The 15,130-nt window shown below is 64.0% G+C and carries 15 protein-coding genes; 7 read left to right on the top strand and 8 right to left on the bottom strand.

Going from position 1 to position 15,130, the window contains the following annotated elements:
- Positions 1–15: 15 nt before the first annotated feature.
- A complete protein-coding gene (locus tag CXY73_RS13620; protein ID WP_104178011.1) occupies positions 16–1,713 on the top strand; it encodes a multicopper oxidase family protein in 1,698 nt (565 codons plus the stop codon).
- The gene (locus tag CXY73_RS13615; protein WP_146071760.1) at positions 1,713–2,663 is read left to right on the top strand and encodes a hypothetical protein; all 951 of its coding nucleotides are present in this window, start codon (positions 1,713–1,715) and stop codon (positions 2,661–2,663) included. The genes CXY73_RS13620 and CXY73_RS13615 overlap by 1 nt, the downstream gene beginning before the upstream one ends.
- Here CXY73_RS13615 and CXY73_RS13610 read toward each other — a convergent pair.
- The 4 genes from CXY73_RS13610 to CXY73_RS13595 all read right to left on the bottom strand — a co-directional run bounded on the left by CXY73_RS13610 (position 2,620) and on the right by CXY73_RS13595 (position 6,456).
- Positions 2,620–3,963 carry a sensor histidine kinase gene (locus tag CXY73_RS13610; RefSeq protein WP_104135220.1) on the bottom strand — a complete coding sequence of 448 codons (1,344 nt, stop codon included), beginning with the start codon at positions 3,961–3,963 and terminating at the stop codon, positions 2,620–2,622. The genes CXY73_RS13615 and CXY73_RS13610 overlap by 44 nt on opposite strands.
- The gene (locus CXY73_RS13605) at positions 3,956–4,669 is read right to left on the bottom strand and encodes a response regulator (protein WP_104135219.1); all 714 of its coding nucleotides are present in this window, start codon (positions 4,667–4,669) and stop codon (positions 3,956–3,958) included. The genes CXY73_RS13610 and CXY73_RS13605 overlap by 8 nt, the downstream gene beginning before the upstream one ends.
- Before the next feature lie 123 nt (positions 4,670–4,792).
- Positions 4,793–5,776 (bottom strand): BTAD domain-containing putative transcriptional regulator, encoded by a 984-nt coding sequence (locus CXY73_RS13600; protein WP_104135218.1) that lies wholly within the window; start codon positions 5,774–5,776, stop codon positions 4,793–4,795.
- Positions 5,777–5,877: 101 nt separating this feature from the next.
- Positions 5,878–6,456 (bottom strand): hypothetical protein, encoded by a 579-nt coding sequence (locus CXY73_RS13595; protein ID WP_233198340.1) that lies wholly within the window; start codon positions 6,454–6,456, stop codon positions 5,878–5,880.
- A gap of 93 nt (positions 6,457–6,549) precedes the next feature.
- Here CXY73_RS13595 and CXY73_RS22025 point away from each other — a divergent pair, with 93 nt between their 5' ends.
- A complete protein-coding gene (locus tag CXY73_RS22025; RefSeq protein ID WP_158254127.1) occupies positions 6,550–7,005 on the top strand; it encodes a hypothetical protein in 456 nt (151 codons plus the stop codon).
- A 65-nt stretch (positions 7,006–7,070) separates the two neighbouring features.
- Here the strand turns inward: CXY73_RS22025 and CXY73_RS13585 are convergent, their stop codons facing one another.
- A complete protein-coding gene (locus CXY73_RS13585; RefSeq protein ID WP_104135216.1) occupies positions 7,071–8,054 on the bottom strand; it encodes a LuxR C-terminal-related transcriptional regulator in 984 nt (327 codons plus the stop codon).
- Between the two features lie 113 nt (positions 8,055–8,167).
- Here CXY73_RS13585 and hxlB point away from each other — a divergent pair, with 113 nt between their 5' ends.
- The 3 genes from hxlB to CXY73_RS13570 all read left to right on the top strand — a co-directional run bounded on the left by hxlB (position 8,168) and on the right by CXY73_RS13570 (position 11,155).
- Positions 8,168–8,752: a 6-phospho-3-hexuloisomerase gene (gene hxlB / locus CXY73_RS13580; protein ID WP_104135215.1), complete on the top strand. Its 585-nt coding sequence runs from the start codon at positions 8,168–8,170 to the stop codon at positions 8,750–8,752.
- A 53-nt stretch (positions 8,753–8,805) separates the two neighbouring features.
- A complete protein-coding gene (hxlA, locus tag CXY73_RS13575; RefSeq protein ID WP_104135214.1) occupies positions 8,806–9,429 on the top strand; it encodes a 3-hexulose-6-phosphate synthase in 624 nt (207 codons plus the stop codon).
- Positions 9,430–9,724: 295 nt separating this feature from the next.
- Entirely contained in the window at positions 9,725–11,155 is a 1,431-nt protein-coding gene (locus CXY73_RS13570; protein ID WP_104178009.1) for an FAD-binding oxidoreductase, read from the top strand.
- A gap of 3 nt (positions 11,156–11,158) precedes the next feature.
- Here the strand turns inward: CXY73_RS13570 and CXY73_RS13565 are convergent, their stop codons facing one another.
- Together CXY73_RS13565 and nucS are read right to left on the bottom strand one after the other, a co-directional pair.
- Positions 11,159–11,827 (bottom strand): HAD hydrolase-like protein, encoded by a 669-nt coding sequence (locus tag CXY73_RS13565; protein WP_104135212.1) that lies wholly within the window; start codon positions 11,825–11,827, stop codon positions 11,159–11,161.
- Positions 11,828–11,922: 95 nt separating this feature from the next.
- Positions 11,923–12,618: an endonuclease NucS gene (gene nucS, locus CXY73_RS13560; RefSeq protein ID WP_104135211.1), complete on the bottom strand. Its 696-nt coding sequence runs from the start codon at positions 12,616–12,618 to the stop codon at positions 11,923–11,925.
- A 145-nt stretch (positions 12,619–12,763) separates the two neighbouring features.
- Here nucS and CXY73_RS13555 point away from each other — a divergent pair, with 145 nt between their 5' ends.
- Positions 12,764–13,819 carry a zinc-dependent alcohol dehydrogenase family protein gene (locus CXY73_RS13555; RefSeq protein ID WP_104135210.1) on the top strand — a complete coding sequence of 352 codons (1,056 nt, stop codon included), beginning with the start codon at positions 12,764–12,766 and terminating at the stop codon, positions 13,817–13,819.
- Positions 13,820–13,859: 40 nt separating this feature from the next.
- Here CXY73_RS13555 and CXY73_RS13550 read toward each other — a convergent pair whose 3' ends face one another.
- Positions 13,860–15,113 carry an MFS transporter gene (locus CXY73_RS13550; protein WP_104178008.1) on the bottom strand — a complete coding sequence of 418 codons (1,254 nt, stop codon included), beginning with the start codon at positions 15,111–15,113 and terminating at the stop codon, positions 13,860–13,862.
- Between the last annotated feature and the right edge of the window lie 17 nt (positions 15,114–15,130).

Below are 15,130 nucleotides of genomic sequence, written 5' to 3'. Positions count from 1 at the left end.
TCAGCAGGAGACGGCATGACATCACGCAGGGAAGTATTACAACTCGGTGCATTCGGTGCATTCGGTGCTCTCGGCGTCATCGGAATGAGTGGAGAAGACGCGCCGGTTTCCACCGCCCCACTCCTGACGAAAAGCCAACTCGCACCTGCCAATATGCCGGTGCCCTACGATGGCGTGTTCTGTCGTCCCCCCGAATTAGTGCCGTACCAGACAGGCTTCGATGACGGCGATCCGTCGCGTCCCTTTGCCCGCTACGCTCTCACCCAGAAGCTCGGCCAGGCCCAGTTTGTTCCCGGGCTAGCCACGACGGTCGCTGGCTATAACGGGATTTTCCCCGGCCCGACCATCCGGCTGACCCAGGGAACTCGGAGCGAGGTGCGTATTCGCAACGCTCTGCCGGCCAACGGTCTGCTTCACCCGAGTGCGTTTCGCACCGTCACTCACCTGCACGGCTCGGCGTCGCTACCGCAGTACGACGGGTACGCCAACGATTTTACCGCCGTTGGCAAGGTCAAAAACTATCAGTATCCCAACTGGCAGCCGGCGCGTACCCTGTGGTACCACGATCACAACATGCACCTGACCGCGCAGAACGTGTACTCGGGGTTGGCCGGCATCTATCCCCTGCACGACCCGTTCGAACTGGCGCAGCTGCCGCAGGGTGAATTCGACGTGCCGCTTATGATATCCGACGTCATGTTCAAAGCCGACGGCTCCCTCGGCTACAACGACAACGAGCACAAGGGGTTGTGGGGCGATATCATCATGGTCAACGGGGTGCCGTGGCCCACGATGAAGGTCAGGCCCCGCATTTACCGCTTTCGGGTGCTGATCGCCTCTATTTCACGCTCCTACCGGCCGACCCTCTCGACCGGTGAGCCGATTTATATAGTCGGCACGGACGGCGGCATGACTCCCGTCGTTCAAGCAGTGAAATCCTGGCGCCAAGGTACGGCCGAACGCTACGAGATTTTGATCGATTTTCGCAGGTACCGGCCCGGGCAATCAGTCGAGCTTCGCAACTTGAGCAACAAGAACAACATGGACTTCGCCAACACCGGCAAGATTATGAAATTCACAGTCGTAGCCGACTCTGGTTCGAGCGCTGGGTCGATCTCGGCCATTCCTACTTCCCTCGATGACGGCGGTGCGACCCATCCCGATTTGGGCGGCCTGGCAACCATGAGCCTCACGCCGGACATGGCCAAGGTGAAACGGAAAATGGTGGTGGAGCGAGGCAACGGCCTGTGGAAGATCAACGGGACGACCTGGGCCGACGTTGAGCAGTCGAATTTCACTAAACTGTTCGGCAATCCGCAGCCCTACGACGTGGAGCAGTGGACCATTACCAACGCCTCGGGCGGCTGGTTCCACCCGGTCCACATCCACCTGATTGACGGAAAGATCATCGGGCGAAACACCAATGGCGGTAAACCGTTTGCTTGGGAGAAGGGCCCAAAGGATGTCTTTTATATCGGTGAGAATGAATCTGTCACGGTGCTGATGCAGTTTGATACCGGCAAGGCTGCCGGCGGTCGCTACATGATCCACTGTCACAACCTCGTGCACGAGGACCACGACATGATGATTCAGTTTGCCGTGGGCGATTATCGAGTGAACGATCCGATCACCTCGGACGTTCCCGTGCTTGACAGCACGCCGATGGGCTCATACCCGCCGGTCTACCAGCCGGGATTACCGGCGGGTACCTGATGTTTTACGTGAATCGACTGGCTCCGGCGATGTTGTTGGTGCTCATTCTGAGCGGCTGCACTGCCGGGGTAGTTGCTCCGGATATTCTGCCAAAATCGACTATTGCGCGGGAGCCTGGCGCCGACCTCGGCAATGACCGGCCCGATGTGACTTTTGACGGCCTCATGGTACGTCGGAGAGTGGCTCTCGCTGTGCAGGCCAACGAAAACGCCGACCTCTCGGGTCTGCGCGCCGAGCTCGAGCGGCGGGCGACGGATGCCAACCTGACGTTGTCGGACATCCCTCCCGACGTACTCCCAGCGGGCCTCCTCGACCAGACTGTGCCGATGCTGACGATGCTGCTGCCGGCCGGCACGACGACTGCCCAAACGCGCGCTTTGGTTGGGCCGGAAGCATCCGTCTCGTCGCTGTCAGCGAGCCAGGACTCGACCTTCTTCGTGGTCGATGTGCTCGTGCACGATCTTCGATTCGAGGTCGCGGCGGCCGACCCGGCGCAGGTGGCCGATTCGATGGCGACGGAAGGCATAGTTGCTGACGCGATCGGCAACTACAGCACGACTTTTAGCACTGGCTTGCTCGCGGTTGACTATGTCGGACCACTGCTCAGCGACTCCGTGGTGGAGTCTGTGCGCGTTGGAATCGCTCGTGGGGTCGGCGCGGCACCGGCGGAGGTAGCGGTGCGGCCCGAGTCGGTGACCGGGGTTGGTGTGGACATGGCGATCGAGCCGTTGCCAGCTCCCGCAGTCATCGCCCAGGCCATAATGGATCACTCCGTCGACGAGGCGGCCCCGGTGCCCGCTTCGCCCGGCCCGTGGATCGGCTATTGGGTTGGAATCACAGTGCTGCTGTGTGCGAACTTGGCGATCATGTTATGGGGCGGGTTCCAGCGGCGGCGCCGGCTTCTGGCTAACGCGTTTGAACGGGAACAACCCGATTCAGGGTCGCCATGACCGAGGTGCCACCGCCGATCCAGGAGCGTACCTCGAGCGAGCCGCCGGCGACCTCGATGGTGTCGCGCATGATGCGCAGGCCCAAGTGATTTTCGGGGGCGTCTGCGGCCATGTCGAAGCCGCAGCCGTTGTCATGGATGAGGAGGATGGTGCGATCCGCATCTTGCATGAGCGTCAGTTCGAGGGTGCCGGCTTTGGCATGCTTCACAGTGTTGGCGAGAACCTCGCGGGCCACCCGATAGAACATCGCCGCGCGGTCTCGGTCGAGATCACAGTCGGGGGGGATGTGCAGTTTGACCTCGATGCCGCGCTCAAGCAGCGGGGCGGCCAGCCGGGTGAGCGCGGCCGGCAGCCCAAGTTCGGCCAGATCGGGCGGGTAGAGCTCGGTGGTCATGGCGCGCAGCGTGCGCACGTTCTTTTGCAGGATGGCCTTGGCCTGCGCGAAGAGCGCCCGATTCTCGTCGGTGGAGTGCCTTTCTTCGGCTTCGAGGGCGTAGGACAGCCCGGCCAGGTCCTGGATGACCTCGTCGTGCAGATCACGCGCAATGCGCTGGCGTTCCAGGTCGGAGGCGTCGATCGCGTGCTGCAGCAGGCGGCGTTTGGTTGACTGGTGGCCTTGGATGCGCCGGGCCAGCTGGATCGCTGGAATGAGCTGTGCCAGTTGCAGGGCGCCGAGGGACAGTAAAAAGGTTGGGATCAGCCCGAGGACGAGGGCATTTTGCTCGTCACGCACCCCGTCGTCGTTGAAATACGCCTCGACGATCAGCGCCTGACCGTTGGTCGCAGTGGTGCGCACGTGCACCTCGACCAATTCACCGGACTGGGATTCGTGCAAGTCGTCGGCGGCGTCCTGCACGCCAAGACTCGCATACCCCTCGCCGCCGGCGAAGAGTTCTGGTGCAAAGCTGGGAAGGTCGAAGACCTGGCCGATCAGGGAGGGAACGTCGGAGTATACGATTCTTCCCCCGGAGTTCCAGACCTTGATGCGCACCATCGATCCGTCGGAGATACGCGGAGCCAGACGATCGTCCAGCCGACGGGTAGACCCGGGCAATCCCGCGAGGAGATCATTGGAGATGAGCGGCCCGATGGAGTAGTCGGCGAGGCGCTGAGCCTGCTGGATAGCGTTGTCCATGGCGTTGCTCTTGGATTCAGCGCGGACCCAGAGTGCAGCGGGCAGGGCGATGACGACCATGGCGATGACGCCGACAGTAATAAACCGACTCACCGCTGAGCGCACCTCTGAGCGTTCGTCCGACTGGGTTCGGTCGAGGCTGCTCGTCTTTGCCGGATTAGACATGCTGGGCGGGAACCAGGCCCAGACGTGTGGCGATCACGACCGCCTCCAATTGGGAGTGCGCTCCGAGCTTTCCCAGGATGGATTTCACGTAACCACGGCAGGTGTTCTCCGAGATGCCCAGGGTCTTAGCGTTGGCACGCACATCGGAACCCTCGCCCATGAGGCGGAGTACGGCCAGCTCGCGCTTGGTCAGTTCGGGAAACGGAATCTCCTCGTTGCGTTGACGGCGTCGTGCGCCGAGCAGACCCACGAGCGACGGGTGCACGATGAAGCCGCCCAAACGTGCATGCCGGAGAGTGTCGAGCACAGTGGCGAGCGAACCATCCTTGGGCAGAAAGGCGCAGACGCCGATCGCCGCGGCCTGTTCGAGGGCCTCCAGGGCCGGGTCGCCGGTGAGGATGACGATGCGGGTCTGCGGGGCGCGGGCCAGGATAGCGGCGGCCGCGACGAGGCCGCTGCCGTCGGGCAGGTGGTAGTCCATAACTACGACGTCGGGGAGCAGCTCCAGACATGCTTCAACGCCGCTCGCAACACTGTTCGCTGAGCCGACGCTCTGCAGGTCGGGCTCGCGATCGAGGGAGCCGGTGAACAACTCCGCAAAAGTTGTGTGGTCATCGACGATGAGAATGCGAATCGGGGCGGTCGGCGTGGATTGGACGGCCGTCTCCTGCAAGCGCGGTTCGAGGGGGGACATTTGCGTGGTCATCTGCGGCAACCTCTCTGCCCGGTCGCGTGCTGCGGTAGCCCGGCCGACGAAAATATTATCTGCAGAACCTGAAGTTCTGTCGAGTCCTGTTGTTTTTGTCCCCCATATGGTAGGGCTCGGAGATCAGGCGCGAGCGACGACGCGGCGCAAAAATGAGGTAATGACATCAGTGGCCTCTCGGAGGGAAGCCGCGACCGGCTCTGGTCGCGGCGCAGTCGTGGTGCAGGGAAGAAAATCGGATGCTGGGACTCTGAGTTGTTCGTGCAACACCAGGAAGGCCGAGAGCACATCGGCCAGATCGCCGTCTTCGGCGGCCGTTGCGTGCAGCAGCCGGAGCTGGGCTGATCGCAGAACGTGGCCGGGCGCACAGCCCAGTTCGCTTCGCATGGCGTGGCGGCAACGGTCGTAGGCCTGCAGCCCCTGGGCGTGGCGCCCGGCAGCCTCCAGCCCGAGGATAAGGGCCGTCCAGGCTCGTTCATTGAGCGGATCGTCGGCAATCGCGAGGTTGGCGAGATCGACGGAATCGTCGACGCGGTGCAGAGCGGCAGCGGTTTCGGACGCCAGAACGCGGGTTGCGGTCAGCCGGGACGCGTGCAGGTCGCGTGCCTCCGATGCCCAGGCTGCGACCAACTCATCGCCGAGCAATGGGGCTTCGGCGATGTCGAGGGCGCGAAGTAAGAGTGGGTATGCCAGCTCGAGATTGGATTTCTGGGCGCGTTGTAGCAAATCGTCAAACTGGTCAAGGTCGACATTGACCAGGTCGTGGTCCAACACGTAACCGCCGGTTGTGGTTTGCAGCGGCCCGAACTTTCCCGCACCGGGCTGTAGGTGGCGGCGCAGCACGCTGACATAACTTTCCAGGGTTGGTAGGGCCTCGACCGGCGGGTTCGCTCCCCAGAGCAATTCGATCAGGTGGTCTTTCGATACTGGGAGGCCAACGTGCACGAGGAGAATCTCCAGAATCTGGCGCGGTTTCGGGCCACCGAGTTGGTGAGCGTGCAGAACTACGGATCCGCGTCGAATGGTCAAATTACCGAAGAGCTGAACGCTGAGACGCGCGGCGGGTGCACTGGCTGGATTCACTCGGGTGTCGGATTCCATTGTCATGACGACCTCCACTGTTGGAATGCGACAATGGTGCCTGTTTGCCTACGCTCGAGGTAAGCCGCGGGTGGGCTAGAGAATTACCCCCAATTTCGGGGACCAATTCAGAAGCCGGTATGGTGCCCAGTGCCGAGGGACAGGTGGGCCGCCTGCGGCCCCTCCAGAACGAGGGCAATGGCCTGATTGGGGATCTCGAAAACGAGGGTCGCTTGAACGGATGCTCCGGCCCGCTCGGTCGTGTCGACCCAGAGTGCGGTGGACCGCGCGCCGAGTCCGGACAGGGAATAGTCGGTAGCGCGGAAGACTAGACCGGCAGCATCCGTTTCGGCCAGTTCGAGCAGAATGCGCACGCGATGGGCCCCCGGCTGCACCGGACCGGAGAGCAGATCGGCGTCGGTTGGCGGCACCCAGCCATCGGTTTCGAGCGGGATGATCGCGCTGATGCGGGCGAGCCCGCCGGGCACGGCGGCCGTGTCACCGAATGGGGTGCTCGGCTTCGCACCGGTGAGCAGCAGCACGCCAGCCAGAGTAGCCATCATGAGCCAGACGATGGCCAGTGGAATCAGAATTTTGTGGCGCCGCTGTAACAGGGTGCGAGGTCGGGGACGCGTGTGCTGCGTCGCGCCCGGATGCTTCTCGTCGTCGGGACGCATCAGGCGCAGGGTCATGTTCGCGGGAGTCATGTGCGGAATTCTGGCCGCGGGACCATGGGAAAACCCTGCTCCGGTGGCGCGGCGGTTTGGGAGTTATCGAGTCTCTACCCGATCCAGAAAACGATGGGTACGTTGGTGCCGAAGCTCGCTAAAAATCTGGACAGCGCAACCTTGTTCTCTGATCCTGCCCGCATCCATAAATGCAACGTAGTCAGCCACCGCACGGGCGATACGCATTTCGTGCGTAACGATGACCATGGTGAGACCTTCAGACGCAAGTTCCACCATCACCGCCATCACCGCCAGAACTTCGTCGACGAGTTCTACGACCTTGTCGACTTCGAGATCATGGTCCCCGAAGCCGACCCCGCAGTGGTGGCCTACCCGGAGATCCGACGTTTTACCTTCGGACAACACCACGCCTGCAGTGAGGCTGCCGTGACGCCGATTGGCGAATGGGAATTGCTTGACCATGTTGCCGCCGAAGGCCTTTCCGTCGCTCCGGACGTTGAATTCGCTGTCGCCTGGGCGAACAAGCACATCGGCAGCCTGCGTTTAGTCGGTGACTCTCTTCTCTGATCAGAATCGTTTTCTTGGTCTAAGGTGCCGTTGGCTCGAAGAACGGATGCGGGTGCTCGCCGGGCTCAGCGGGCGAGGGCGGCCAGCTCGGCGCGGGTTGAGGCGCCCACCTTGCGCAGCAGGTTGGCCACGTGAAACTTTACGGTGTTCTCGCTGATGGTCAGCGCCTCGGCGATCGCCTTGTTGCGGGCTCCCGAGGCGACGAGTTCGAGCACGCCGCGTTCGCGTGGGCTGAGGCCCCAAGCTGCCGCGGCAGTGACGGAGGCCGTCGGCGCGTCGAGCGGCAGCGACACGGCCATTTCGGAGCCCCAGCCCGCCGTCGCCTCGACGTTGAGGGTGCCGCTGAGCGCAACGACGCGGGCGGCGAGCTGGCGCACGCTCGGAACCTCGGCGTCGAGGTCGCCCGGCCCATCATCGCGAATGCGGATGAGCAGGTTGCTGCCATCGCAGTCCCACTGCACGCGCACCCGGGCGACTCCGGTCTGCTCGACCAGGGCGAGCACGGCGCCGCGCACGATGGCACGGGCCTCGTGCGCGACCTCGCCGGGCAATGCCCGACCGTTTACGGGCGGCTCGATGAACTGCACGTCGAGGTCGCCGAAACGCACCAGCGGGCGCAGGTCGTTCCTGAGGCGTTCGAAGGCGCGGGCGACGGGTTCTTCGGTGAGGCTGCGATCCAGATCACTCACCGCGCGCAGGGCGACCATCGCAGCCGCGGCGAGCTCGGTGGCCTTTTGCCGGGCGGCGGTATCGCTCGTGTCACTCGAGCGAAGCACGGCGAGCAGGGATTCCAGCGTGGTGGCGTGCGCGTCGGTGAGATCAGCGATGAGTTTGGAGCGTTCGGCGGCTGCGCTGCGCGCGGTTTGAATGGCGGAGTCCGTGGGGAGCGTCGAGCGTTTTGCGGCCGTGGTCGCGGGGGATGACGCGGTGCATGCGGCCGGTTCGGCGGCTCCGGTATTCGCATCAGGCCGGAGGGACGCCGCTGTGCTGCGCGCGACGGCCTCAGTGGCGGTGGCGCGCACGTTGGGGGTAGATGGAGCGAAAGTCATGCCCTTAGCCTACCCGGGTCATCCTTAGGACTCGCCCAGAGCTATCCGTTTGGATAGGAAAACCGTTCGTTTGGCGGGCCGCAGTCCCACTCAAAGGAGTGGATCATTGAGCTATGCCCGAAACAACAACCACCCCGCCGACAGCGGATGCCCTCGGCCTCATTTTCGCGGAAAACAGCCGTGTCGTCGACGCGTTGCGATCGACATCCGGTTCAGTAATGGATGCGGCGGCAACTCTGCTCGCCGCGGCGCCCCGAGTGTTCGTGCTCGGTGCTGGCCGCTCTGGGCTTGCGCTGAAGATGACCGCGATGCGGCTCATGCACCTCGGTCTTGAGGTGCACGTGGTTGGCGAGGTGACCAGCCCGGCGATTGCGTCGGATGATGTGCTGCTCGTCGCGAGCGGGTCCGGAACGACGGGCGCCATTGTGCGTGCCGCCGAGACGGCTCACGGTGTGGGCGCGAGTATTCTCGCGCTGACGACGGCGCCCGACTCGCCGCTCGGGCGACTCTCTGAGGTGACCGTGGTCATTCCGGCAGCCGCCAAGCAGGACCATGCCGGGCAGGTGTCGGCCCAGTATTCGGGCGGCCTGTTCGAGCAGTCGGTGTTGCTCGTCGGTGACGCCCTGTTTCACACGCTCTGGAAGGCGAGCGGTTCCACGGCCGAGCAGCTTTGGCCACGCCACGCCAACCTCGAATAAAACCGACCGGGCCCGGTCGCAAAATCACTTACCCCAACAGAAAGTAGAACCCCATGAAGCTTCAGGTAGCAATGGACGTACTGACCACCGAAGCGGCACTCACGCTGGCTGCCCAAGTCGCCCCGCACGTCGACATTATCGAGCTCGGCACCCCGCTGATCAAGGCCGAAGGCCTGCGCGCCGTCACCGCGATCAAGGCTGCGCACCCCGACAAGATCGTCTTCGCCGACCTTAAGACGATGGATGCCGGCGAGCTCGAAGCCGACATCGCTTTCGCCGCCGGCGCCGACCTTGTGACCGTGCTCGGCACGGCCGGGGACAGCACCATCATCGGTGCCGTCGCCGCAGCGACCAAGCACGGCAAGGGTATCGTTGTTGACCTGATCGGCGTCGCCGACAAGGTCACCCGCGCCCGCGAGGTCACCGCGCTCGGGGCCCAGTTCGTCGAAATGCACGCTGGACTCGACGAGCAGGCCGAGCCCGGCTTCTCACTCGCGACATTGCTCAACCAGGGTGAAACCGCGAAGGTTCCGTTCTCGCTCGCCGGTGGCGTGAACCTCACGACGATCGCCTCGGTGCAGCGCGCCGGGGCGTCCGTCGCCGTCGCCGGCGGAGCAATCTACGGCGCCGGGGACCCGGCCGCCGCCGCTGCGGCCCTGCGCGCCGCGATCATCTAGTCGCAGAGCTTGAACTCAGTGCCGTCCCGTTTTTGCGGGGCGGCACTTTTGCGTAAGCGAATGCCCGCGCTACCGCGAATAGAAAGCGTTTCGAGGCCCGGACCCGGTGGTTCGCGCGGTGTCACACTTGGTACCCAGACCACGGATGCCCGGGCCCGGTGCATGCACGTCGGTACACGCACGCACGCACGCACGCGCGCCGCCGTGTCGGTGGGCGCCGCTAGGCTGGTGGCGCCGAGAACAGTTGGCGGCACTGTCGCCGCGAGAGGACGCCACCCATGAAGAACAGCCACGCGTGAGCAGCACCATTTTCGACCGAGCCAAGCCAGCAGCATCCGTTGTCGCCGCCTCGCTCACCGGAACCCGTCAGGGCTCCTTCTGGCTCGACGACCTCGAGCCGCGCACCGGGTACCCCGCACTCACGGGCGATCTACGCTGCGACCTCGCGATTGTCGGCGGCGGCTACCTCGGCCTGTGGAGCGCGGTACTGGCCAAGCAGCAGAATCCGGCGGCTCGGGTGGTATTGCTGGAGGCGCGCACGGTCGGCTGGGCGGCATCCGGTCGCAACGGCGGTTTCTGCGAGGCGAGCCTCACTCACGGTGAAGACAACGGGCGCAGTCGCTGGCCGAAAGAGATCGCCCGACTGACCGAACTCGGCAACGAAAACCTCGACGAGATCGAACGAGCTGTCGCAGCCCTCGAGCTAGACTGCGATTTTAAACGCACCGGAGCCATCGACCTCGCGGTCGAAGAGCACCAGATTGAGTGGCTGCGGGAGCAGACGAGCGACGAGAACACCGTGTTTCTTGACGAGTCCGCGGTGCAAGCCGAGGTCACGTCACCGACCTATCTCGCTGGCGTCTGGCACCGGCGCAGCAATGCCCTCGTGCATCCGGGCAAGCTTGCCGCCGAACTAGCTCGCGTGGCGGCCGAACTCGGGGTCGAGATCTTCGAGCACTCCCTCGTGCACAGCATCGACACGGCCGGTCGCCGGCCGGCCCAGGGCGCCCGGGTGGTTACCACGGGCGGCACGGTGACGGCCGACAAAACGGCACTCGCGACGAATGTGTTTCCCTCCCTGCTCAAACGCAACAAACTCGCAACGGTGCCGGTCTACGACTACGTGTTGATGACCGAACCGCTCGAGCCGAGCCAGCTCGCCGCCATCGGCTGGCAGAACCGGCAGGGGCTGAGCGACCTGGCTAACCAGTTTCACTACTATCGGCTGAGCGCCGACAACCGCATTCTGTTCGGCGGCTACGACGCCGTCTACCACTACGGTGGCCGCGTGCGCAGCGGATACGAGAATCGGCCGGAGACTTTCGAGAAGCTGAGCCGCCACTTTTTCACGACGTTTCCGCAGCTGGCCGGGGTGCGTTTCAGCCACAAATGGGCTGGCGCGATCGACACGTCCACGCAGTTCTGCGCCTTTTTCGGCCAGGCACGCCAAGGTCGCATCAGCTACGCGGCGGGGTTCACCGGGCTCGGCGTCGGCGCGACCCATTTTGCCGCCAAGGTCATGCTGGACCAGCTCGCCGGCCGCACCACGGAGCGCACTGAACTGGCCATGGTGCGCGGGTCGCCGCTGTCGTTCCCGCCTGAGCCGATCGCATCCCTTGGAATTCAGGCCACACGCTGGGCGCTGAACCGTGCCGATCATAACCGCGGGAAGCGCAATGTCTTGCTCAAGACCCTCGATGCGCTCGGGCTCGGTTTCGACTCCTAAAAACTAGCCGAGCAGTAGTTTGCCCAGTTGGTCGGTCGAGTGCACGACCGCGGTTGCCGCCTCGGCCTCAGCCGGCGAGCCGTAGCCCCACTCCACCAGAATCGCCGGAATCCCATTGGCCTGGGCGCCAATGGCGTCGTAGCTGCGGTCGCCGACCAGGACTGCTCCGCTGGTGTCGACGCCGGTCGTGGCGAGGCGCGCGAGGGCTTCAGCGACGATGTCGGCCTTCTTACTGCGGGATTCGTCAGCGGAGGCGCCGACGGTGGCCGTGAAGTACTGGGCGAGGTTGAAGTGCGTGAGAATGGCAATCGCACTGAGCTCGGGCTTGCTGGTGGCGAGAGCGAGGGGAATTCCCGCGGCATGGATGCGCGCGAGCAAGCCGGCAACGCCGGGAAAAACGGCCGTGTCGAGCGCGGCGGCGCCCTGGTACTCGGCGCGGTAGACCGCGATGGCTTCCACGGCCTCGTCGGGAGTCATCCCGGCGTATTCCTGAAAGGCATCGAGCAGGGGCGGACCGACGTAGGCAAGAAGTTCCGCTGCGGAGGGAACCGGGCGGCCAAGCAGCGTAAAGGTGCGGGCCAATGAGCTGGTGATGGCTGGTGCGGAATCGGTTATGGTTCCGTCGAGGTCAAAGAGAATGGCGCTCCAGGTGCGCGTCAATGTTGCGTTCATTCGGCATAGCCTAAGCGGTTAGTCATCCAAATGTCCCATTTGCCCATTTACTCAGCTTTCCCACGGTTTGGGGCTCGTCGACCAGTGCTCCAGCGCTAGAACAGTTTCGATGCCGTGTCGTCGAGGCCGCGCATGGCGTCGTAGTCCAGCAGCAGGCAGCGGATGCCGCGATCCTCCGCCAACTTGCGAGCCTGCGGTTTGATCGTCTGCGCGGCAAAAACCCCACTGACCGGCGCCAAGTGCGGGTCGCGGTTCATGAGTTCGAGGTAGCGCGTGAGCTGCTCCACCCCGTCGATGTCACCATTTCGCTTGAGTTCTACCGCGACGGATCGGCCAGCGGCATCCTGCGCGAGGATATCGACCGGCCCGATGGCGGTCATGTACTCGCGGCGCACGAAGGTGAAACCCTCGCCGAGCAGGTGAATGTGCTCGGCCAACAGCTTCTGCAGGTGCGACTCCGCGCCGTCCTTGATCAGGCCGGGGTCGAAGCCGAGCTCGTGCGCCGAGTCGTTGAAAACCTCGAAGATGCTCACCACGAGTCGATCCAGGGTTTTCAGGTGAGTGACCGTCCAGAGAGCGGTGATGCCGGCATCCGCTTGATCGCTGTCAGGATCGGAGATGGTGATGGAGCAGGGCGGGCTCATCCAATTCAGCGGTTTGTAGGAGCCGCCGTCGGAGTGCACGAGCACGCTGCCATCGGATTTGATCATCAGCAGACGGTTGGCCAGCGGCAGGTGCGCGCTGAGACGCCCGGCATAGTCAACGGAGCATTTCGCAATTACAAGGCGCACCGATCGAGCTTAACCGATAAGTGGCGCACAGCCGGCATGCCTCCAACTCCCAGATTGTGAGCGCAAACTGGAATTAACGAGCCCAGACGGGGGCGAAATCTCCTGGGTGTTAGAAGCTCGCGATTCAATCTAAAGGAGAGAGTCCTTGAAGGCACTCGTATATAACGGCCCGGGCAACATGTCCTGGACAGACGTTCCAAATCCACAGATTACTCAGCCCACCGACGTGATCGTTCAGGTAGACACGACCACTATTTGCGGTTCTGATCTGCATATTCTCAAGGGTGATGTGCCCGCCGTCACGAAGGGTCGAATTCTCGGCCACGAAGGTGTTGGCACCATCACCGAAATCGGCTCATCCGTGAGCACCCTGGCCGTCGGCGACCGGGTCATCATTTCCTGCGTGAAGTCCTGTGGACACTGCGCCAACTGTAAGACCGGCCTGTACTCGCACTGCCTCGGTGACGAGGGAACGAGTGGCATCGGCTGGATCTTCGGCCACCTGATCGACGGCACCCAGGCCGAATTCGTGCGCGTTCCTTATGCCGAGAACTCGCTCTACAAGGTGCCGGAGGGCGTCACCGAAGATCAGGCCGTCATGCTGTCTGACATCTTGCCGACCGGTTTCGAAATCGGCGTGCAGAACGGACAGATCAAGCCGGGCGACGTTGTCGCCGTGATCGGCGCCGGGCCGGTTGGCTTGTCGGCCATGGCCACCGCCGGACTCTACGGAGCCGCAACCATTATCGCGATAGACCTCGACGTGAACCGCCTCGAGCGGGCCAGGGAATTCGGTGCGACCAACGCGGTCGTGTCGTCCGCCGCCGACTGGAAGGCACAAATTCTCGCGCTCACCGATGGCGCCGGAGTCGATGTGGCCATTGAGGCCGTCGGAATTCCGCAGACCTTCGCCATGGCGACCGATATCGTTCGCCCCGGCGGCCACGTCGCCAACGTTGGAGTGCACGGCAAGCCGGTCGAGCTCCACCTCGAAGAGCTCTGGATCAAGAACATCAACATCAGCATGGGGCTGGTCAACACCAACACGACCCCGATGCTGCTGAAGCTCGTCGCCCAGGGCAAGCTGCCCGCCGAGAAGTTCGCCACCCACCACTTCAGCTTCGATCAGATGCTGGAGGCGTACGACACCTTCGGTCGCGCCGCCGAAACCAACGCGCTCAAGGTTGTCATCAGCCGATAGCTCGATGTCGGGGCCCTGCGGTCGCAGGGCCCTTTTCGCGCTAGCGACGAGCGGATACCGCCGGCCGCGCCGCCGGGGCGGCCAGCCCGGCCAAGACCATCAGCACTAAAACCAGGTACAGCGCGTTGAGAATGCCCCCGGCTTCGCCGAGCAGTCCGAGCACGGGCGGTCCGACGAGAAATGCGCCATAGCCGATGATCGCGACGGCGCTCACCCGCGCCGCAGCGTTCTTGGTGTCGTCGGCGGCCGCCGACATGCCCACCGGAAACCCAAGCGAGGCGCCGATGCCCCAAAGAATGGCGCCGACGTAAACCAACGGAGTGTTCGGCGCGAGGATAAACAGTACGAGCCCCGCGATGCCGATTGCAGCGCACGCCCGCAGCACCAGCACCCGGCCGAACCGGTCGAGCAGGGGTCCGCCAATCACGCGCCCCACGGTCATCGCGGCCACGAACACCCCGAACACGATGGCGCCGTCGGTGTTGCTGAGGCCATGTCCATCGACCGAGGCGAGGGCGAGCCAGTCGTTCGCCGAGCCCTCGGCGAAGGTCATACCGAGCACAATCAGGCCGATCAGCAGCAGTTTACGGTCGCGCCAAACGGCGAGGCTGTCGCGCAGGCGCTCGCGCCAAGGGACGCGCGGGGCATCCGCTTTAGTATCGATTTCGATGGCGGCCGGAAGGAATCGCACGGCCACGAAAATGGTGCCCAGAGCGAGCGCCGCCATGACCAGTAGATGCCAGAACACTGCGATCTCTAAAGCGGATGCCGCGGCGCCGCCGAGCGCGCCGACTACCGTGCCGAGGCTGAAGCAGGCGTGCATGAGTGGCATGAGCGTGCGGCCGATGGCTCGTTCGGCGGCTGCGCCCTCGACGTTCATCATGACGTCGAGGGATCCCATGCCCACGCCGAACACGGCGAGGGCCGCGAACACAAACGGCGCCGAGGGCGTGAGGCTGACGCCGACGCCCATGAACACGAGTCCGGTCGCCGACAGTGAGATGCTGACCAACATGGCGCGGCGTGCGCCGAAGCGGGCGAGCAGGCCAGCCGCGATCAGCAGTCCGACAACCGAACCGGCGGAGAGCCCGAAGATGAGGATGCCGACCTGCGCGGTGTCGAGCCCCAGACCGTCGCGCACGGTGGGAACCCGCGACATCCAGCTGGCCAGGCCAAGTCCGGAAACGAAGAACGCGGCGAACACGGCGTTGCGCCAGCCGATCAAGCCCGCCCGTGCGGTCGCACGACCGACGGTGACAAAGGTATCGGCAGTGGACTTCGCGGGGGTGTTCACAATGGGCAGACGGTTCC

It is taken from the genome of Cryobacterium sp. Y50, assembly GCF_002929805.1.
Taxonomy (GTDB): Bacteria; Actinomycetota; Actinomycetes; order Actinomycetales; family Microbacteriaceae; genus Cryobacterium.
Note: the sequence above shows the minus strand (reverse complement) of the source record. Positions and strands in the feature narration are given on the sequence as shown.